The sequence below is a fragment of the Telluria sp. ZB4P34 genome (assembly GCF_059686055.1).
In genome coordinates this window covers 506340-526019 of the sequence record NZ_JCASIF010000002.1, presented here as the reverse complement: position 1 = coordinate 526019, position 19680 = coordinate 506340, and the positions used below count along the sequence as shown (strand labels likewise).

General features: G+C 65.3%; 20 protein-coding genes. 10 read left to right on the top strand and 10 right to left on the bottom strand.

The features are described from left to right. Together AC56KL_RS06940 and AC56KL_RS06935 are read right to left on the bottom strand one after the other, a co-directional pair. The coding region (locus AC56KL_RS06940; RefSeq protein ID WP_497179431.1) for a transposase at positions 1-152 on the bottom strand (152 nt) is incomplete at its 3' end. 263 nt (positions 153-415) lie between these two features. Further along, positions 416-1408, bottom strand: coding sequence for a GlxA family transcriptional regulator (locus tag AC56KL_RS06935; RefSeq protein ID WP_497179413.1), 993 nt, complete (start codon positions 1406-1408; stop codon positions 416-418). A gap of 137 nt (positions 1409-1545) precedes the next feature. Here AC56KL_RS06935 and AC56KL_RS06930 point away from each other — a divergent pair, with 137 nt between their 5' ends. After that, complete coding sequence (locus AC56KL_RS06930; protein WP_497179412.1) at positions 1546-2403, top strand: MBL fold metallo-hydrolase; 858 nt, start codon at positions 1546-1548, stop codon at positions 2401-2403. Positions 2404-2547: 144 nt separating this feature from the next. Here the strand turns inward: AC56KL_RS06930 and AC56KL_RS06925 are convergent, their stop codons facing one another. Then, a complete protein-coding gene (locus tag AC56KL_RS06925; protein ID WP_497179411.1) occupies positions 2548-3291 on the bottom strand; it encodes an SDR family oxidoreductase in 744 nt (247 codons plus the stop codon). 99 nt (positions 3292-3390) lie between these two features. On the opposite strand from AC56KL_RS06925, the gene AC56KL_RS06920 reads away from it, so the two are divergent. Next, complete coding sequence (locus tag AC56KL_RS06920; protein WP_497179410.1) at positions 3391-4287, top strand: AraC family transcriptional regulator; 897 nt, start codon at positions 3391-3393, stop codon at positions 4285-4287. A 99-nt stretch (positions 4288-4386) separates the two neighbouring features. On the opposite strand, the gene AC56KL_RS06915 is transcribed toward AC56KL_RS06920, so the two are convergent. Beyond that, positions 4387-4668: a hypothetical protein gene (locus AC56KL_RS06915; RefSeq protein WP_497179409.1), complete on the bottom strand. Its 282-nt coding sequence runs from the start codon at positions 4666-4668 to the stop codon at positions 4387-4389. Positions 4669-5220: 552 nt separating this feature from the next. On the opposite strand from AC56KL_RS06915, the gene AC56KL_RS06910 reads away from it, so the two are divergent. Then, positions 5221-5868: a YitT family protein gene (locus AC56KL_RS06910; protein ID WP_497179408.1), complete on the top strand. Its 648-nt coding sequence runs from the start codon at positions 5221-5223 to the stop codon at positions 5866-5868. Between the two features lie 18 nt (positions 5869-5886). On the opposite strand, the gene AC56KL_RS06905 is transcribed toward AC56KL_RS06910, so the two are convergent. Then, positions 5887-6105 (bottom strand): LysR substrate-binding domain-containing protein, encoded by a 219-nt coding sequence (locus AC56KL_RS06905; protein WP_497179407.1) that lies wholly within the window; start codon positions 6103-6105, stop codon positions 5887-5889. Between the two features lie 199 nt (positions 6106-6304). Between AC56KL_RS06905 and AC56KL_RS06900 the strand changes: the two genes are divergently transcribed. The 4 genes from AC56KL_RS06900 (at position 6305) to AC56KL_RS06885 (ending at position 10645) form a co-directional block, all read left to right on the top strand. After that, complete coding sequence (locus AC56KL_RS06900) at positions 6305-7978, top strand: sensor domain-containing diguanylate cyclase (protein WP_497179406.1); 1674 nt, start codon at positions 6305-6307, stop codon at positions 7976-7978. 76 nt (positions 7979-8054) lie between these two features. Further along, positions 8055-8786, top strand: a complete 732-nt coding sequence (locus AC56KL_RS06895) for a helix-turn-helix domain-containing protein (protein WP_497179405.1) — start codon at positions 8055-8057, stop codon at positions 8784-8786. A 306-nt stretch (positions 8787-9092) separates the two neighbouring features. Then, the gene (locus AC56KL_RS06890; protein WP_497179404.1) at positions 9093-10112 is read left to right on the top strand and encodes a porin; all 1020 of its coding nucleotides are present in this window, start codon (positions 9093-9095) and stop codon (positions 10110-10112) included. A 95-nt stretch (positions 10113-10207) separates the two neighbouring features. After that, entirely contained in the window at positions 10208-10645 is a 438-nt protein-coding gene (locus AC56KL_RS06885; protein WP_497179403.1) for a hypothetical protein, read from the top strand. On the opposite strand, the gene AC56KL_RS06880 is transcribed toward AC56KL_RS06885, so the two are convergent. From AC56KL_RS06880 to AC56KL_RS06870, 3 genes are all read right to left on the bottom strand, one after another. Continuing rightward, a complete protein-coding gene (locus tag AC56KL_RS06880) occupies positions 10604-11626 on the bottom strand; it encodes an SDR family oxidoreductase (RefSeq protein ID WP_497179402.1) in 1023 nt (340 codons plus the stop codon). The two genes, AC56KL_RS06885 and AC56KL_RS06880, sit on opposite strands and share 42 nt — an antisense overlap. 309 nt (positions 11627-11935) lie before the next feature. Beyond that, positions 11936-12949 carry a sulfate ABC transporter substrate-binding protein gene (locus AC56KL_RS06875; RefSeq protein ID WP_497179401.1) on the bottom strand — a complete coding sequence of 338 codons (1014 nt, stop codon included), beginning with the start codon at positions 12947-12949 and terminating at the stop codon, positions 11936-11938. A gap of 101 nt (positions 12950-13050) precedes the next feature. Then, the gene (locus AC56KL_RS06870) at positions 13051-13263 is read right to left on the bottom strand and encodes a hypothetical protein (protein WP_036216673.1); all 213 of its coding nucleotides are present in this window, start codon (positions 13261-13263) and stop codon (positions 13051-13053) included. A 163-nt stretch (positions 13264-13426) separates the two neighbouring features. Between AC56KL_RS06870 and AC56KL_RS06865 the strand changes: the two genes are divergently transcribed. Together AC56KL_RS06865 and AC56KL_RS06860 are read left to right on the top strand one after the other, a co-directional pair. Further along, positions 13427-14179 carry a phosphatase PAP2 family protein gene (locus AC56KL_RS06865; protein ID WP_497179400.1) on the top strand — a complete coding sequence of 251 codons (753 nt, stop codon included), beginning with the start codon at positions 13427-13429 and terminating at the stop codon, positions 14177-14179. 16 nt (positions 14180-14195) lie between these two features. Beyond that, positions 14196-15032, top strand: a complete 837-nt coding sequence (locus tag AC56KL_RS06860) for a metallophosphoesterase family protein (protein ID WP_497179399.1) — start codon at positions 14196-14198, stop codon at positions 15030-15032. 88 nt (positions 15033-15120) lie between these two features. Here AC56KL_RS06860 and cls read toward each other — a convergent pair whose 3' ends face one another. Further along, positions 15121-16509, bottom strand: coding sequence for a cardiolipin synthase (gene cls / locus AC56KL_RS06855; RefSeq protein ID WP_497179398.1), 1389 nt, complete (start codon positions 16507-16509; stop codon positions 15121-15123). Beyond that, positions 16506-18644, bottom strand: a complete 2139-nt coding sequence (locus AC56KL_RS06850; protein WP_497179397.1) for a site-specific recombinase — start codon at positions 18642-18644, stop codon at positions 16506-16508. The genes cls and AC56KL_RS06850 overlap by 4 nt, the downstream gene beginning before the upstream one ends. A gap of 126 nt (positions 18645-18770) precedes the next feature. Between AC56KL_RS06850 and AC56KL_RS06845 the strand changes: the two genes are divergently transcribed. Then, positions 18771-19607, top strand: coding sequence for a branched-chain amino acid aminotransferase (locus AC56KL_RS06845; protein WP_497179396.1), 837 nt, complete (start codon positions 18771-18773; stop codon positions 19605-19607). Positions 19608-19680: the final 73 nt, after the last annotated feature.

The following is a 19680-nucleotide window of genomic DNA, read 5'->3' as shown; positions in this document are numbered from 1 at the left end:
GCGCTGATGCCGTGCTTGCGGGCCACCAGCGATACGCTCATGCCCGGCTCGTACGTTTCCTTGACCAGCGCAGCCTTTTCCTGCACTGACCAGCGGCGGCGTCGCTCTTCGGACACCGTCACGACTTCGATGGTTTGGTTGTTCCTAGTCATACTCACAGTCATATTCCCATCCGTTAGGATACAGCATCGACTGTGTCTGGTGAATCAAGGGGCTATCTCACTCCCGGCCCCGCGTCCAGCTCCGATGTGAGCTGCCACTGTGCATCAGTGATTTGAACGCGCGGCCGGCGAAGCCGGCCACCCTACATTTTTACGCTAACTAAACAGCATTACCCACAAGTTGGGGCTTTTTCGTTTCCCTATGGGGCGCAGGCGGCGGTCCACTGGCAGATGGATGGCAGTCCCCGATTCGCCTAGGCTGCCCTGATGGCCGCTTTCTGGCCGAAACTACGGCGCCATTCTCTTGGGCTCACCTGGAAGCGCTTCTTGAAATGCTGGCGCAAGGCGAGCGGAGTTGCAAAGCCCGTCAGCTCCGCGATTCTCTCGATGGGCACGGCGGACGTCTCAAGCAGATCGCGTGATTGCTGCAAGCGCTCGTTGACGAGCCAGTCGCCCAGGGTCATGCCCGTTGCCTTGTGGAAGTGACGGGTAAACGTGCGTCGGCTGGTCGCGGCTTTCGCCGCCAGGTCGTCGATGCTGTGCTGCTTGTCGAGATTTTCGCGCAGGTAGTCAAGCAGGCGGTTGACCTGCGAATCCTCGGTCGATGCGGCCACGGGCTGTTCGATGAACTGCGCCTGTCCGCCCTCACGGTGCGGCGCAATGACCATGGTGCGCGCTACCTTGTTGGCGGTCTTCGAACCGTACCAGGCCCGCACGAGATAGATGCAGCAGTCGAGCCCCGCTCCCGTGCCTGCCGATGTGATCAAGCGGTCCTCGTCGACATACAACGCGTTCATGTCCAGCTTCACGCGGGGAAAGCGCAGGCTGAAATCCTTTTCGGCCATCCAGTGTGTCGACGCGCGCTTGCCGTCGAGTAGGCCCGCATAGGCCAGCACATACGCACCATAGCAAAGACCGACGACGTACGCGCCACGGGCATGGGCGCGTGCCAATGCGGCCGTCAGCTCAGGAGCGGGGCGCGCATCCAGGTCGTGCCAGCCCGGCACGATCACGATGTCCGCCGCCTCCGCCAGTTCCAGTCCGCCGTCCGGCTGAATCGTCATGGCACGTTCCGCTGCAAGCGGCTCGCCATCGGGCGAGACAATCCGCAGATCGAACAGGCGGCCGTCGGCCAGCTCTGCACTGAATACCAGGTAGGGCACGGAGAAGTGGAACGGGCTGAAACCTGGATAGGCAACCAGGGCAACAACAGGCTGTTTGATCGGCAGGGAAGGGATGGTCGTCATGGCCCGAAAGCATCGCTAATTGTCTTACGGGTCAATATTAAGCCCAAAGGGCTGCCTTCACAATGCTGCTACCAATTATCTTCAAGGAGTAGCACATGCAACGATCGGCGACATTGTCCCTTTTCCTGTCCCTGGCCTTGGGCGTCACCAGCCTGTCGTCTGGCGCCGCGCCGGCGTCTTCCGGGAGCAGCGTCGTGACCGCGAAGCAGTCGGTCCAGGTGCAACAGATTCGTAACGCCACGGCAAAGATCAGCATCGCGGGCAAGACTTTCCTGCTCGATCCCTTCCTGGCAAAGAAAGGCAGGTACCCGGGCTTTCCCGGCACCTTCAACAGCCAGTTGCGCAACCCGCTGGTCGATCTGCCCATGCCGGCAACGAACATCATGCAGGGCGTGGACGCGGTGATCGTGAGCCATACCCACCTCGACCACTGGGATGGCGGCGACCATGGATTCATACCGAAAGCGATGCCGCTGTTCGTGCAGGATGAAGCCGATGCCAGGCTGATCCGCGGCCAAGGCTATACGGATGTACGGATCCTTGGCGAGAACACCATGTTCGAAGGTGTGCAGCTGAACAAGACCGGTGGCCAGCACGGCACCGACGGCATGTACGCGAACAAACATCTGGCGGCAGGATTGGGGAAGGCGATGGGCATCGTCTTCCAGGCGCCAGGAGCGAAAACCGTCTACGTGGCAGGCGATACGATCTGGCGTAGCGAAGTCGACCAGGCCTTGGCCAAATTCAAGCCCGACGTGATCGTCTTGAACACCGGGGAGGCACGCATGGTCGGTTTCACCGGGGCGATCATCATGGGCACGGACGACGTGCTGCACGCTTACCAGCGCATGCCCAACGCGATCATCGTCGCCACCCACATGGATGCGATCAACCACATGACGTTGAGCCGGAAGGCATTGAAGGAACACGTGAAACAGCACGGAATCCAGGACCGGGTGCGCGTTCCGGCCGATGGCGAGACCCTGACATTCTAGGGCGGCCTGAAGAACTGCCGGCGCGATCACGAGCGCCTTCGGCGCCTCAGGGACCGCGGCGAGGCAAGGCTGGGTTCGCACAACGTGGCCGAGTACAGCCGGAATCGGCGCTGTCTGGGCAGCCGCCGTCATGTGAATCACCGCTCACCGCGCCCGCGCAAGCGCCATGGCATCCTCGCCCGCCGGATAGCGCAGCGTCCCCGCAGGATCGTTCGCCGCAAACCAGATCGCCTCCGCTACGGCGGCTTCCGTGCTCACGGCGGCTGCCGCACCAAAGCTGGCGAAGACCGACTGCGCGTAGGCCATGTAAGCCTCGGGAATCAGTCCTTGCATGCGTTCCGCGCCGTTCGTGGCGAAGCGTGTGCTCGGGCCGTACCCGGGCTCGACCAGCTTGACCCGGACGTCGAACTCCGCGAGCTCGAGCGCCAGCGACGCGGTGAATCCTTCGATGGCCGTCTTGCTTGCTGTATAGGCGGCAACCAGGGGGAAGGGCGCGATGGTCGCGCTCGAGGTGACATTGATCACGAGTCCGGCCCTGCGCTCCCTGAACTGGGGCAGGACGGCCTGGGTCATCGCCATCGTGCCGAAGGTATTGGTATCGAAGACTTCCCGCACCGTGTCCATCGGGGTCGCCTCGAATGCGCCGAACAGGCCGATCCCTGCATTGTTGACCAGCACGTCGATCGGTCCTGCGTCTTCCACCGCCTGTGCGATGCTGGCCTCCCGGGTCACGTCCAGGGGCAGGATGCGCAGGCCTTCGGCGGGCGCCAGGATATCCGGATTCGGCGTACGCATGGTGGCGACCACATTCCATCCCTTCGCGTGGAAAAGACGTGCGGTTTCAAGTCCGTAGCCAGAGGAGCAGCCGGTGATCAAAATCGTTTTCATTGCCTTGCCTTTGTGTGGTTGGGTATGCAAGGACTTTACAGAGGCTGGGCAGGATTAGCTATAATCCGGAGTCCACATATCATTTGCGAGAGTCCGGTCATGGTTGATCCACTAGCGGAGGTCATCGCGCTGTTGAAGCCGCGCGCCGTGTTTTCGAAAGTGATCGGCGGCGCCGGGGCCTGGGCCGTGCGCTATCCGCGGTTCGGAGAGCCAAGCTTTTGCACGATGCTGGACGGCGTATGCATCCTTGCTGTCGATGGCGAGGCCCCTGCGCAGTTAAAAGCCGGAGATTTCGTTTTGCTGCCGGCAACCCCAGGCTTCACGCTGTCAAGCATGGAAGCGGCTGAACCAGTCCTGATGGATCTGGCGTCAACGCAAGGGGAGCAGGGCGACATCCGCCATGGGCGGCAGGAAGGGCCGGCCGACACCAGGATGCTCGGCGGGTACTTCGCGTTCGATTCGCCCGATGCCGCCTTGCTGGTCTCGCTACTCCCGGCCATGCTGCATATCCAGGGCGTCGGACGGCTCGAGCAACTGGTGCGGATGGTGAGGGAGGAGTCGCTCGAACAAAGGTCGGGCCGGGACCTTGTGCTCGGCAGGCTTGTCGAAATCCTGCTAATCGAGGCGCTGCGTTCCACCTCAGGCCAGGAAGCACCGCCCGGTCTGCTGCGAGGGCTTGCAGACGCCCGGCTCGGCACCGCCATCCGGCATATGCACGAAAACCCTGCCCATCCCTGGACCGTCACTGAACTGGCCGGCAAGGCCGCACTGTCGAGGTCGGCATTCTTCGAACGGTTTTCGCGCGGGCTTGGGCTGGCGCCGATGGAATATCTGCTTGCGTGGCGTATGGCGCTTGCCAAGAGTCTGCTTCGCCAAAACAAGTTCGGCCTTGCCGACATCGCCGAAAAAATTGGATATGGCTCGGCGAGCAGCTTCAGCACTGCCTTCAGTCGTCATGTAGGAATCCCGCCGAGCGCCTATCCTGGAAGCTCGTAGGCTGGCGAAGACGTAGCCAGAACGCCCCTGCCAGGACGTCGATGTGACAGGAAGTGTGCAAATGTACCCGCAGCCTGGGGCACGCCGCCGCCGCGCACCTTACTCGAATCTGCGCCGGTATTCCGCTTCCAGCCTGGCGCATTTGCCGCCCTGTACCTGGGCTTTTTCCGGCGTCATGAACATGCGCTCCTGGTCGTCGCGGCATTGGGCGATCGCGTCTTGGGCAGCGCAACGCTCTGCCTGGGCGGGATTCGCCATTGAAGAGAGCTCCCAGACAATGAGTGCAAGCAGCAGGCATCCAAGCACGGCGAGCAGCTTGTTGGAAAAGCGGGGCGCTATAAGCCGGTCCGGCTGGTCTCCATTGATCGAATCGGTTTTCATTGCGCCTCTAACATTGTTGTTTCCCAAAAGTATAGCTTTGAAGGCGCAATCTGTGACCAACTAGTCGTCACTTTTCAAGGCGCCTGCGTCAAACACAACAGAAATCGAGACGGGCATGCCGTGCATGGCGAGTTTCGAGCGAAACGCCAGCAGATACAGTAGGAAAAACTTATTGTTAATCGCCGTGAGATGTTTTCTCAATTGCGATAAGCGAGCCTCCTGGCGATTGGCGTGTGGCTGCCGCAAGTGCCGTACTGCTAGAAAAAGCCGGGTGTTCATTTCCAAAGTATGTAGCGTCTAAGCAAGTTATTCATCCGGTGAATGGCTGTCATGCGGAACATGAAGTTACATTGCGCTGCAACATCGGAAATAATAGGCGGGTAAACGCAGCAGTACCGTCCATCTATCCGGATACCGTGCGCGCCCATCGCGCCGCTTCCGCCTGTGATTCCCGAGGAAAATGAAACATCATCGCCTGTCTGGTCCGACCTCTTCGAGGTGCGCGGCGTACGCCCTGCCTGCGCCCGTCGTCGTCCGCGTCGAGGCGGGGCGATGATGCAGGGCGCCTTGCAGACCCAGCCGGTCCAAGGGAAGAAAACCGTGTCGGTCAAGCCGCACACCGTGTTCGATGATGTCTACGGCATCGTGGTCGGTGTCCTGTTCGTCGCCATGGGGGTATTGCTGCTGCAGGCCGCCGGCCTGATCACGGGCGGCGTGGCCGGCATTTCGCTGCTGCTGTCCTATACCAGCGGCATGTCGGTCGGCCTGCTGTTCATGCTCATCAACCTGCCGTTCTTCCTGTTCGGCTACCTGTTCATGGGCGCCCGCTTCACCGTCAAGTCGCTGGTCGGCAGCGTGCTGATCATGGCCATGCTGAAGCTGATGCCGGATGGCCTGGTGATCGGCCACGTCCATCCGATGGTCGCGGCGCTCGGCGGCGGCACCTTCTGCGGCATGGGCATCCTGGCGCTGGCACGCCACGGCGCCGGCGTCGGGGGCACCGGTATCGTTACCCTCTGGCTGCAAAAGAAGTACGGCATCAACGCCGGCCGCACGCAGGTCGCCATCGACGCCGTCATCCTGCTGGCGGCGCTGTCGATCGTCACCCCGGAACTGGTGGGCTGGTCGTCGCTCAGCGCGATCGCGATGAGCAGCATGGTGATGGCCTGGCACCGTCCCGGCCGCTATTTCGGTAACTAGGCGGCAGGCAAGTCCTGCCTAGTCCGCCGAGTCGCGCAGCAGGGCGGACTGCGCGCACACGTCCTTGATCCACTCCACGAATACCCGCACGCGCGGCGACAGCCGGCGGCTGTGCGGGTACCGCACCGACACCGGCAGCGCGGGCGGCAGGGAAGACAGCAGGATTTCCAGCTGCCGGCCGCGCAGCTCGTCCGCGATGCGGTAGTGCGGCGCCCGCACGATCCCCACGCCGGCCACGGCGCCCGCTCTCGCTCACCGATGCCAGCAGCACGAGCTTGCGCATTTACAGCGCGAATGACAGAAGAGTGCCCCCCAGCCGTGGTGTGATTTACAACAAGTGATGCATAAATGTACTTAACTCTATGCAATATCGATAGAATGTGCGGCTCTTTCAATTGACGGCGAAGATGGTGCGATGAGCGGTATGTTCGGAAAAATGCGTCTTTCCAGCGTGATGACCCTGGCGGTGTGCGCCACGGTGGCGCTGACGGTTGCGCTGCAGCTCGCGCTCGTGAACCACTTCGCCGGGCGCCAGGCGCGCGAAGAGGCGCAGCTGCGCCTGCAGCAGCTGTCGTGGCAGATGCGCGATTCGCTGAACCGCGTGATCGAACGGGCCGTCGGCGACACCCGGCTGCTGGCCGAACTGCCCCAGGTGCGCAATGCGGGCAGCGCGGCGGAAGCGCGCACCGTGCTGGAAAGCCTGCAGCGCACCTTTCCGGATTACGCCTGGATCGGCATCGCCGACCTCGACGGCAAGGTGAGCGCCGCCACCGGCAGCATGCTGGAAGGCGCGAATGTCAGCAAGCGTCCGTGGTTCACCGCCGGCATGCGCGGTGTGCATGCCTCCGACTACCACCCTGCCGTGCTGCTCGAGAAGATCCTGCCGCGCAGGCCGGACCCGTGGCGTTTCGTGGATGCGTCCGGCCCGATCCTGGATGGGCGCGGCAGGCCGGTCGGCGTGCTCGGCCTGCACCTGAGCTGGGAATGGGCGCGCAGCCACGCGCGCAAGCTGCTCACGCCGGCGCTGCGCGAATACGGCGCCGAGATCCTGGTCGTGCGCGACGACGGCACCGTCATGCTCGGTCCCGCGTCCATGGTGGAGAGCAAGGTCGACACCACCAGCCTGCGCCTGGCGCAAAAAGGGCTGACCGGTTCGCTGCGCGAAACCTGGCCGGACGGCCGCACCTACCTCACCGGCTACAGCCATACCGGCGACATGCTCGACCCCGCTTCGCTGCGCTGGAGCGTGCTGGTGCGCCAGACCGAGAACCGGGCGATGGAAGGCGCGGTGGGCCTGAAGCAGCGCATGCTGGGCTGGAGCGCGTTGCTGGCGCTGATGCTGGCCGGCGCCGCGGCGCTCATCGCGCGCCGCCTGACCCAGCCGATGGCGGTGCTGCGCCAGGCCATCGAACGCGTGACGGAAGCGACCAGGGCCGGGAAGGAAGCGCCGCCGATCCCGCAGGTCGACGGCTTCCTCGAGACGCAAATCCTGTCGAGCACGATGCGCGACCTGGTCAGCAGCGAGGCCGCCCACCGCCAGGCCCTGCGCGCGCTCAATGAGCGCCTCGAGGGCGCCGTGGCCGAACGGACAGCCGAACTGCAGTCGCTGCTGCTGCGCGACGTACTCACCGGCCTGCCCAACCGCCGCGCGCTGCTGGAGGCGCTGCCGGAGGCGATGAGCCGTGCGCGCCGGGTGGCGCGTCCATGCGCGCTGCTGTTCCTCGACATGGACGGCTTCAAGGCGGTGAACGACGAGCATGGCCACGAGGAGGGCGACGAGCTGCTGCGCCAGTTCGGCGAGCGCCTGCTGCTGGGCGTGCGCAAAACCGACATGGTGGCGCGCCTGGCCGGCGACGAGTTCGTGGTGGTGCTGGAGATGCTGAGCAATGCGGCCCACGCCGAGGAAACTGCGCGCAAGCTGCTCGATCGCCTGCGGGAGCCCTTCATGCTGCGCACGACCACCGTGTCGGTCGGCGCCAGCATCGGCATCGCGCTGCACCGTCCGGAAGACCCGGTCGCCGTCGATGCCTGGCTGGCGCGCGCCGACCACGCGATGTACGCAGTCAAGCGTACCGGCAAGAACGGCGTGGCGATGGCGGCGCCGCGCTAGCGGCCGCGGCGGCGGACTTGCCCGCCTGGCGCGGCGGCTGCTACCATCGCCGCACCGTCAAACCGCTACCGCCCGCATGTCCGAGATCAGCCAACTCATCGCCACGCTCAAGCGCGAACTCAAGCAGCAGGACAAGACCTACCGCGACGTCGCCGAGGCGATCGGCCTGTCCGAGCCGAGCGTCAAGCGCCTGTTCGCCACCGAGCAGTTCACGCTCGACCGGCTGGTGGAGATTTGCGGCCTGCTGGGCCTGACCCTGGCCGAGCTGGCCCAGGAGGCGGGGCAGGGCCACCAGCGCCTGCGCACCCTGAGCCCGGCGCAGGAGCGCGAGCTGGTGTCCGACGCGCGCCTGCTGCTGGTGGCCGTCTGCGCGCTGAACCACTGGACCATGGCCGAGATGCTGCGGGCCTACCGCCTGGGCGAGCCCGAGTGCGTGCAGCTGCTGCTGCGCCTCGACCGGCTGGACCTGATCACCCTGCTGCCGGGCAACCGCATCCGCCTGAACGTGGCGCGCGACTTCGATTGGCTGCCGGGCGGGCCGATCCGCCAGTACTTCCGCGAACAGGGCATGCCTGATTTCATCGACAGCGCCTTCGGCCAGCCGGGCGACACGCTCGACTTCGTGCACGGCATGCTGACGGAAAGTGCGCGCGCCAAGCTGCAGGGCGAACTGCGCCAGCTGCGGGCGCGCTTCGCCCAGCTGCACGAGGAAAGCCTGGCCGCGCCGCTGCCGCAACGGCGCGGCACCGGCCTGCTGCTGGCCCTGCGCGAGTGGGAACCGGCCGCGTTCGCGGGCTTGCGCCGCTAGGCGCCGTTTGCGCAAACCTGGGCCCCGGCCGGGGCCCAATTTCCCAGCCGGCAAGAACACGGCAGGGCGCAGCGATGCGCACACCTCTCCGGCTGCCACGCCTCGGCCGCACTCCACTTCGCACAGTTTTGTGTACACCTCTTGTGCTCGCTCATTCAACGGTGTAGAACCATAACTAAGCCGGAAAGTTCGGCTCAGACGGATGCGCTGCCGCCTTCTTATGGATGAGCTGAACCCTTATGTGAAATACAAGACAGATGGGTTCGCCAAAGAAGGGAATGATGGCTTCAGAGAGGGAATGACGCCATGAAGATGTCAATCGTCGCATGCGCCGTGCTCGGAACGAGCGCGGCTTGCGCCTCGGCCCAGGGCGTGGTTGCCCCCGATGGGGGTACCGGAGCCGGCGAGGTTGCCAAGCAAGTGCAGGATAGCCGCTGCGCCGGCGCCTGCGCGCCGTCCACGGATGCGGGCGGCAAGGGCGCGCCGGCACAGGACCCCGCTGCGGGCCGCCCTGGCCAGGCGAACGCCGCGCCCGTCATTTTCACGCTGGAAACCGCGCAGGAGGCCGATGCGCGGCGTGCGGCCGGCGCCGAGGCGCTCACCGTGGGCCGCCAGTACAGCCTGGAATTCCTGGCGCTGGCCGACGTCGGCGACCCCTTCCACGGCGGCCTGGCCGGCAGCGGCAGCGGCGCCGCCGGTGCGCCCCGCACCGACGACAGCGTCACCTACCAGGGCCGCTTCAACGGCTTCACCGCCGGCTCTTCCTGGGGCAAGGGCGACATCGACGGTTCACCCTCGGGCCGCGCCTGGGGCATGACGGTCGGCCTCAACGCCGGCCCGTTCACGATCCGCGCCGCACACCAGAACCGCAACGTCGCCAAGATCACCCGCTACAACCAGGTCGGGATCAGCATGGCGGCCAAGAATTCCATTATCGCCGCCAACCTGCGCCTGGGCTGGGGCACGGCCTACGCGGCCTACAGCGCCAGCCGCGGCTGGGGCAGCTCGCCGCTGTTCAACCCGGACAATCCTTACGGCGCCGGCATCACCACCATCGCCTCGACCGACAGCCGCGACGTGCTGGCCGGGGTGGCGATGCCGATCGGCCGCGCGACCACGCTGCTCGCGTCCTACATCCGCAAGGACGACCGCGATCCGGCCAACCGCGACGCGCGCCAGATCGCGGTGGGCGCCACCTATGCGGTGTCGCGCAAGCTCGACTTCTACGCCGCCTACTCGCACATCCGTCACCTGAACGGCAACCGCGACGTGAACGGCGGCGGCGGCGGCGGCGCTATCAACCTCGGGATGCGGCGCGCCTTCTGACGCGCGGCGCGCCCGAGCGGGGCGACGCCACGTTGCAAAAAACGGTAGCCTGTCCGCATGGCGGATTCACGCTCAACCCCGTTTTTGGAGGCAACATGACAGGCGCAAGCACACTTGATCCGGACAACTTCCCGGAACGTCCAGATCGTAGCCTGGGCAAGGGGCATGGCATCGATGCACTCGGCCCCAGCGATATTTCCGACACCGGCAGCGACGTGGTCGGCGGCCCCGGCTTTTCCGACGCGCTCGATCCCGACCAGACCCTCGACTTCGACCGCGGCACCACGTCCGACATGGAAGAAAGCCACGCGGGCGGCACCGCCGGTCCCGACGTCGGCGACGCGGATTTCTCCAGCGACAGCGACATGGGCGGCACCGGCGAGCGCGCGGCGGCGGGGCGCGACACGGTATCGAAGGACGGCGCCGACATCGACACCGACCAGATCGTGTCCATCCCCGACCTGCCGCTGACCGAGGAGGACACCGACTTCCTATCGAGCAAACCGCCGCGAGAGGCTGAAGGCGGCCAGTAAGGCCCCGCCGCCCACCAGGGCGGTGGCCAGGGGCGAGGCGCGCAGGCTGGTCCGGGTGTACAGGCTGCGCTCATGCACCGTCTGCGGCATGCCCTGGCGCTGGCGCAGTTCGGTGGACGGGTCCGGTTTGTAGAGGGCGTCGCGGCGGTTCGGCGCAGTCGGCACGTCGGACTTCTGCTGCTTGAACATGCTGGCATTCATGTAGCGGTCGAACAGGGCGGGCATCAGCTTCGAGCCGGCCGCGATCATCTTCGACGCGCCGCCCGCATAGGCGTCGCGCTTCGGATGCTCGGCGCAATACAGGATCGCTTCGGCCACCACTTCCGGGGCATAGACCGGCGGCGGCAGCGCCGGTTCCATCTCCATGTAGTTCCTGGCATGCACCGCGAACATGGTGTCGATCGCGGCAGGGCGTACCAGCGTGACCGCCAGCGGCGCGCCTTCCTTGTCCAGTTCCATGCGCAGCGCATCGGTGAAGCCCTTCACCGCGTGCTTCGAGGCCGCGTACATGCCCTGCATCGGGATGGCGCGTTCGGACACTTCGCTGCCTACGTTGATGATGGCGCCGCCGCCGCGGTGCTTCATGCGGCGCACCGCTTCCAGCGAGCCGTTGACCGTACCCCAGAAATTGGTCTGGAACAGGCGGTGGTGGTCTTCCGGCTTCACTTCTTCCAGGCGCCCGAACACCGAGATGCCGGCATTGTTGACCCAGGTGTCGATGCGGCCGAAGCGCGCGATGGCTTTCTCGCCGATCTTTTCGACGTCCGCGATGTCGCCGACATCGGCGGCCACCGTCTCGACCGGGACCCCTATGCCGCGCAACTCGTCCGCCAGTTCGGCGAGCGCCTCCTTGCTGCGCGAGGCCAGCACGAGGCGCGCGCCGCGCGCTGCGGCCATGCGGGCGGTGGTCAGGCCGATGCCGCTGGTGGCGCCGGTAATGACCATGACCTGGTCGTCGAGTTTCCTGAGTCTGATTGCCATAGTGTGATCCTTTCAGCTGAGTGAAGAGGACTGCCTGCGGCGTCCGGCCGCGTGGCAGGCCGTTGATGAACGGTCACTATGCTAGCCCGGCTGGTGAAAAGGGCGTTTTCGCTTGCTTTCGGGAAGTATGTGCAGCAGCTCTGCTGCTTGCGATCTCCGACGGCCGTGCTCGGCCGCAGGAGGGATCCGATGCCGTGCAACGTGCAATTGCTGCGGAAAGAGGCGTGCGTGCAGCGCGGGTGCGAGAAAAGAAAAGAGCGGCTCGTCAACCGACGAGCCGCTCACTTGCCTTGCCTGTTCAGGCAAGCCTTACTTGCCCGGCTGGTAGATCTGGTCGAACAGCCCACCGTCCGCGAAGTGCGCCTTCTGCGCCTGCGTCCAGCCGCCCAGTTCCGCAATCGGGAACAGCTTCACGTTCGGGAACTGCGAGGCGTGCTTCCTCGCGAACTTGTCCACCGCCGGACGATAGTAATTCCTGGCGACGATGTCCTGGCCTTCGTCGGTGTATAGGAATTCGAGGTAGGCCTGGGCCACCTGGCGGGTGCCTTTCCTGTCGACGTTCTTGTCGACCACGGCCACCGGCGGTTCCGCCAGGATGCTGATCGACGGCGCCACGATCTCGAACTTGTTCGGGCCCAGCTCGCGCAGGGCCAGCAGGGCTTCGTTTTCCCAGGCCAGCAGCACGTCGCCGATACCGCGTTCCACGAAGGTGGTGGTGGCGCCCCGGGCGCCCGCATCGAGCACCGGCACGTTCTTGTAGAGCTTGGCCAGGTAGTCCCTGGCCGTGGCCGGGGAGCCGCCCGGCTGGCGCAGCGCGTAGCCGTAGGCCGCCAGGTGGTTCCAGCGCGCGCCGCCCGAGGTCTTCGGGTTCGGCGTGATCACCGCCACGCCCGGCTTGACCAGGTCGCCCCAGTCGCGGATCTTCTTCGGATTACCCTTGCGCACCAGGAACACGATGGTCGAGGTATAGGGCGCGCTGCGCTGCGCCAGGCGGTTCTGCCAGCCGGGCGCAATAAGCCCTTTTTCGCTGATCGCATCGATGTCGTAGGCCAGGGCGAGTGTGACCACGTCGGCCGCCAGGCCATCGATGACGGCGCGGGCCTGCTTGCCCGAGCCGCCGTGCGACTGCCTGACCGTGACTTTGTCGCCGGTCTTCGCCTTCCAGTGGCGGGCGAAGGGGGCGTCCATATCCTGGTAGAGCTCACGGGTCGGGTCGTAGGACACGTTGAGCAGGGTGACATCGGCTGCTGCAACAGGCTGGCTCAGCAGCGGGGCCAGCAGCGTGACAGCGACGAGCGAGCGAAGAAAGGTTTTGCGAAGCATGTCGTTCTTTCAGAGGGCAGTTTGGAGCCTTCAGCTTACGGCCCGGTTCCCCCTGAAGGAACGAATAGTATCGCCTAACAATATGAGAATTTTGCAGGTTCTCAGTGGGCCTTCGACAGGATCAGCAACCAGCGCTTGAACAGCAGGATTTCGAGATGGCCTGCCTCAATGCCGGTATCGCATTCGATGATCGGATTCACGGCGTAGAAGCGCTTGCGGAAATCGCGGGTGATCAGCAGTTCGCGGCGGCCGAGACGGACCATAAAAGGGACAGGTGCATATTCCAGGCCGAAGTTGCTGTTCAGAGTGGTCATGGTGTTTTCCTTTTATTAAAATCGTTGGAGTGAGTAAAGAATATCACAACCACTGTATAAATCTACAGGTACTGTGTGGATATACAGTGATTTTTTTTGCCTGTGGTTTTTTCGCCAATTGTCCCTACATGGGGCGTATTCACCTCAAGTACAGCGACAAGGCATGACCAAGGACATCTATTCCCGACTGCACCGCTTCGCCGCCGCCCGTTTTTCTCCGGAAGGCGAGTACGGCCTGCACCTGACCGCCGGCGTGGCGATGCTGCTGCTCGCCACCGCCATCTTCGCCCACATGGCCGGCGCCGTCGTCGCCGGCGCCCCGATCACCCAGCTGGATGTGGAAGTCGCCAACTGGCTGCATGGACACGCGCGCGCCAACGAGCGCCTGCGCGGCCTCATGATGGCGCTCACCCACCTGCACAGCACGCCCGGCATCCTGGCCATGACGCTGGTCGTGGGCATCTGGCTGGTTCGTAACGGACATCGATACTGGACCATCGCGCTGGTCGCCTCGGTGCCCGGCGGCCAGATCCTGAACGTGCTGCTGAAGCATACCTTCGAACGCGCGCGCCCCCATTTCGCCGAACCCTTGCTGGAACTGGGCACCTACAGTTTCCCGAGCGGCCATGCGATGGGTGCGACCGTGCTGTACGGCTTCATCGCCTGCTACGCGGCGCGCCACGCGCGCTCCACCTGGGGCAGGGTGCTGCCCTTCGTGCTGGCGCCGGCCATGGTGGCGACGGTCGCGTTCTCAAGGATGTATCTTGGAGTCCATTATTTGTCCGACGTGCTGGCGGCGATGGCCGAAGGCTGCGGCTGGCTGGCGATCTGCATCACGGGCGCCGCCACGCTCAACCGCCGCAGGCGGGAACGCGAGCGGCGCGCCGGCCAGGCCGTCGAGCCACAAGACATTTGAACCTCGGGGAACAAGGATGCGCACACTCGTACACCTGTCGGACCTGCATTTCGGCCGCGTCGACCACAGCCTGCTCGCACCGCTGCGCGAACTCATCGGGCGCATCGATCCGGACGTGCTGGTGGTCTCGGGTGACCTGACCCAGCGCGCCAGGGCCGAACAGTTCGAAGAGGCGCGCGCCTACCTCGATACGCTGCCGGGCCCGCAGATCATCGTACCGGGCAATCACGACATCTCGCTGTACAACGTGTTCCGCCGCTTCGTGAAACCGCTCGAACGCTACAAGCGCTATATCACGGACGACCTGGATCCCTTCTACCTCGACCAGGAGATCGCCGTGGTGGGCGTCAACACGGCGCGCTCGTTCACGATCAAGGACGGGAAGGTGAGCCGCGACCAGCTCGAGACCGTGCGCCGGCAACTGGCCGGCGTGCCGCCCGAGGTCACGCGCATCATCGTGGCCCACCATCCCTTCGACCTGCCCGACCATTTCGAGGAACAGGACCTGGTGAACCGGGCGCCGCGGGCCATGGAGGCGTTCTCGGAGTGCGGGGTGGACATCCTGATGGGCGGGCACATGCACGCCAGCCACGCGGGCAGCACGGCGGCGCGTTACCAGATGAGCGAATACGCGGCGCTGGTGGTGCAGGCCGGCACGGCGACCTCGACCCGCGGGCGCGGCGAGGTGAATTCCTTCAACGTACTGCGCGTCGAGCCGCACAAGGTCGAGATCGACCGCTACGGCTGGGACGTGGTGCACGGGCACTTCGAGCTGGTGGCCACCGAGAAGTTCATGCGCACCGGGAACGTATGGACGCCGCACATCGATGGCCTGCTGGCGGCCGGCTTGTAGGCGCCGAAGCAGCTCGTAGGGTGCTCGGCTTGCCCGACCGCGCGTTCAAACACCGGTTGGCCAGCCAGTGCGTCCCGGCCAACCGGCATCAGATCCAGTACTCCGCCAGGCGCCCGATGAATTCGCGGATCCTGTCCTTCCACGGCCGGTTGCGCCACTGTTCCAGGGTCACCTGTTTCGAGCTGCGCAGATCCTCGTTGAATGCATTTTCCATGTCCTTGCCGAAGGCCTGGTCCAGTACCACCACGTTCAGCTCGTAGTTGTGGATGAAACTGCGGCGGTCGATGTTGGCCGAGCCGATGGTCGACCAGATCCCGTCGATCACTGCCGTCTTGGCATGCAGCACGGCCACCTGCAGCTGGTAGATCTTGACGCCTCCGGACAGCAGCTGGTCGTAGAAGGCCTGGCCCGCATGCTTGATGAAATCGTGGTCCGACACCCCCGGCAGCACCAGCTTGACGTCCACGCCGCGCTGCGCCGCTGCGATCAGGGAATCGATGATCTGCTGGTCCGGCACGAAGTAGGCCGAGGTGATGTGGATCGATTTCTTGGCCTCGTTCATGGCCACCATGAGCGACTTGTAGATCTCGGAGTCGCGGTCCGGCGTCGTGGCCAGCACGCGCATCACCTTGTCGCCCACCGGCCCCAGGCGCGGGAAGTAGGCGGCCGCGGGCAGCTCCCCGGCATCCTGGCGCACCCAGTTGTCGATGAAGGCGTACTGCAGCGCGGCCACGGCCGGTCCCTCGATGCGGATGTGGGTGTCGCGCCATCCGACCTGCTCGCTGTCGACCGTCTCGGGTTTCTTGCGCGAGCGGAACAGGGAGCTGTTCGCATAGGTTTCGCTGATGTTGATCCCGCCTGTGAAGCCGATGCTGCCGTCCACCACCATGATCTTGCGGTGGTCCCGGTTGTTCAGCTGCCAGCTGCCGGGCCGCTTGGTGGGATCGACGGGGTTGAAGATCAGCACATTCACGCCGGCGGCGCGCATGCGGTCGAAGAATTCCTTCGGGGTCCCCAGCGTGCCGACCCCGTCGGCGATGATGTTCACGATCACGCCCTGGCGCCGCTTTTCCATCAGCAGTTCGGCGAACTGCAGGCCGATCGGATCACGATCGAAGATATAGGTTTCCAGGTTGATCGAGGATTTCGCCTCGCGCGCCGCCGCCATCATCTCGCGCATGGTGGCAGGGCCGTCGAACAGCAGGGTCACCTTGTTGCCGGGGATGAGCGGGGCGCCGGTCACCTGTTCCTCCAGCACCGCCAGCTGCTTCAGGTCGGGCGAGGCATTCTGCCAGCGCTTGGCCAGCAGCTGGGCCGCCTGCCTCGGCTGGAGCATGCCGCGAGGCGTGGACACCGCCGGCACGGCCTTGCCCGGATTGTCGGGCAGGGTCTCCGCGTCCGGCAGGCTCTTGCAGGAAGCGACGACGACGGCAAAGGCGAGAAAGGCCAGGAAGGTGGTCAGGCGCGTGTTTTTCATTTCGTGTCCCTCATGATGAGTTCGCTGCTATGCGCATCCTGTGCCCCAGGCGCCGGGTGGTCCTTCGGACCGAGGAAGAAATCGATGGGCGCCGTGAACAGGCGCCGGCCCAGCGCCTGCACCAGCAGGATGCCGCGCTTGAAGCGGATCTTGCGGGCGCGCATCGCCACCCACAGGGCCAGGCCAAAGCTCACCAACAGGTTGACGGCGCCGATGAGCAGCACGCCGGCCGCGGCATTGCCGACCGACGCCAAAGGCAGCCGGTAATCGAGTCCGACCAGGGCGGTGGCGAAGTTCGCGGTCGAAAACGTGACGTGGCGGATGTCGAGGGGCAGGCCGAGCAGGTAGCCGACCGTGCCGGTCATGCCGAGCATGATGCCGAAGAAGAAGTTACCCATCAGGCCGCCCAGGTTGTCCTCGACGTAGTCGGCGAAGCGCCCCAGGCGCCGTTCGCCCAGCAGCCGGCGCAAGCCCCTCAGCTGGCGCACGCGCTGGCCCATGCGGGTGTACAGCGCCTTGTTGTCGTAGTAGCCCGAGACCAGCCCCGCGAGGAACAGCCAGACGCCGGCCACGGCCGCATAGAACAGGGCGGGGCTGTGGACCGGGTCGATGTCGGCGAGCAGGTGGTGGGCCTTGGCCGGATCGACGATGTGGTGGCCGCTGATGGTCTTGTAGCCCACCGCGACGGCCCAGGCCACCGGAAAGGCCAGCACCACGTTGCCGAGGACGGCGACGATCTGGGTACGGAATACCTTGTTGACCAGCACCGCCAGGCTGTCCGCGTCCAGGCTGCGTCCGTTGTCGGCCCGCTGCAGCGAGGCGGCGATGTGCTGGGCGGTCATGGCGGGCTGCTTGGTGGCGACCGTGAAGTGCAACACGTAGATGAGGATGAAGCCCAGCGAATAGTTCATGCTGAACAGGAAGGCCTCGACCAGCGGCGCCGTCCTCAGGTAGCCGAGCATGATCTTGAACATCGCCATGAAGCCGACGACGAAGCCGGCGCCAGCAGCGGCCGTGAACATGTGGCGCAGCTCGCGCCGGGTTTCCGCGATGTAGTGTTCTCCGGTGCGGCTGGCATTCTCGGTGACGTTGCGCGCCAGCAGGTCGACGTTATTGCGCAGCAGGCCGCGGATCCGGTACTTGTTGTTGTGGGCCTCGATCAGTTCCTCGGCCAGCGCCACGGCGGCCAGGCGCCGGTCGCTGTCCAGGGGCCGGTCCGGGGCGGCGGTGCGGCTGGCGACGGCTTCCAGGTCCACCGACGGCGCGCTCGGCAGTTCTCCGCTGAGGTCGACCAGGTAGAGCAGCTTGTGCAGGCGGTCGATGCTCTGCTGGAGGGCCACCAGCAGGTAGGTCAGGGCCACGCTGGTGCCGGTGGAGAGGGCGCCGCGGCGGATCTTGAGCACCACTTCCTCGCACTGGTCGAGCATCACCAGCAGGTGGCGCGCCGGCTCCGGTTCCTCGATCCTGCCGTCCAGGTAGCGGGCGTACTCGTCGAGGTAGCGGTTGACCTCGATGTTCTGCATCAGGAAGGGCGAATCGAAGTCCTCGATCTCGCTGTAGCTGTGCACCAGGCGCGGCTCCAGGCCCAGCGCACAGATGCGGCAGGACAGGGTGCGGATCGCGGCCAGCAGTCCCGTCAGGGTATGGTAGCGGGCCCGGTCGGGCCTTGCCGGTCGGCCGTCGCGGTCCAATGGAGGGGGCGCGTTGGCGATGACGTCGAACAGCTCCATCCACTCGGTGGTCGGCACCGCGCGGATCCAGGCGTGGTCTTCCTCATCGTACAGGACCTGGTCGAGCGCGTCGGACAGGTACAGGTCGTTCAGCGCCGGCGGCAGGAAGCGGTAGCTCAGGCGCCGTTTGAGCTCGGTGACGAAGCCGTCGTTCGAGAGGATGCCGATGTCGCTGTACAGGCTGGTATGGCGGCGGCTCTCGAGCAGGGTCGTGAGGTAGCGCCGCAGCGCCCGGGCCTGGGCCGGATTACCCTTGAGCAGCTGGGTCAGGGTGCGCACGCTGTGCACCGGGTCGTCGGCCTGCTGCCATGCCCAGCGATGACGCGGGCGCAGGCAATCGACCAGCTCGACCAGCAGGTCGATCCGGTCGCTGTCCGGATTGATCCGTTCGAGAATGGCGAGCATGGAATGTGTTGGCCTCCTAAAAGCGTAGTGTACGCGAGGCATCGTCAATGGCATGGTTCGCCACCGAACAATGAGGCGGCCGAAACCGGTACACTGGCGAGCTGGTTCAACCACGATGAGGGATGCATGTACCTGACTTATTTCAACGGACAGTGGGCTGAAGGGAACGTGCCACTGTATGGGGCGATGGACCACAGCCTGTGGCTGGGCTCCTCGGTGTTCGACGGCGCGCGCGCCATGCGCGGCAAGCTGCCGGACCTGCGTCCGCACCTGGAACGCGTGATCGCCTCGAGCGAGAAGCTGGGCCTGCGCTGCCCGCTGGGCGTGGACGAGATGGAAGCGCTGGTGCGCGAAGGCGTGGCCAGGTTCCCGGCGGACGCCGAGCTGTATATCCGCCCGCTGGTGTTCGGCACCGAGGGTTTCCTGATCCCGGTCGCCGAGGCCAGCCAGTTCGCGCTCACCCTGTTCGACGCGCCGCTGCCGCCGTTCGTGGGCTTTTCGGCTTGCCTGTCGACGCTGCGCCGGCCGCAGCCGAGCATGGCGCCGACCGACGCCAAGGCGTCGGCCCTGTACGCCAACTCGACCCGCGCCATGCGTGAGGCCAAGGCGCGCGGCTTCGACCAGGCCATCGTGCTCGACGCCGACGGCAACGTGGCCGAGTTCGCATCGTCCAACCTGTTCATCGTGGCCGCCGACGGCGCGGTGGTGACCCCTAGACTGAATGGCACTTTCCTGGCCGGGATCACCCGGGCGCGCGTGATCGCGCTGCTCGCGTCCGAAGGCGTGCACGTGGAGGAACGCAGCGTGGCGCCGGAAGAACTGCTGGCGGCGCGCGAGATCTTCAGTACCGGCAACTACGGCAAGGTGACGCCGTGCACGCGCTATGAAGACCGCACGCTCGAGGCCGGCCCGGTGGCGCGCCGTGCTCGCGAGCTGTACCTGGCCTTCACCGACGCCGCGTAATCCGTAGGGGTGGTCCAGTCCAGTGGACTGGGCCACGCTCTGCCGACCGCGCGTTCAACTCCGGCCTATTCCG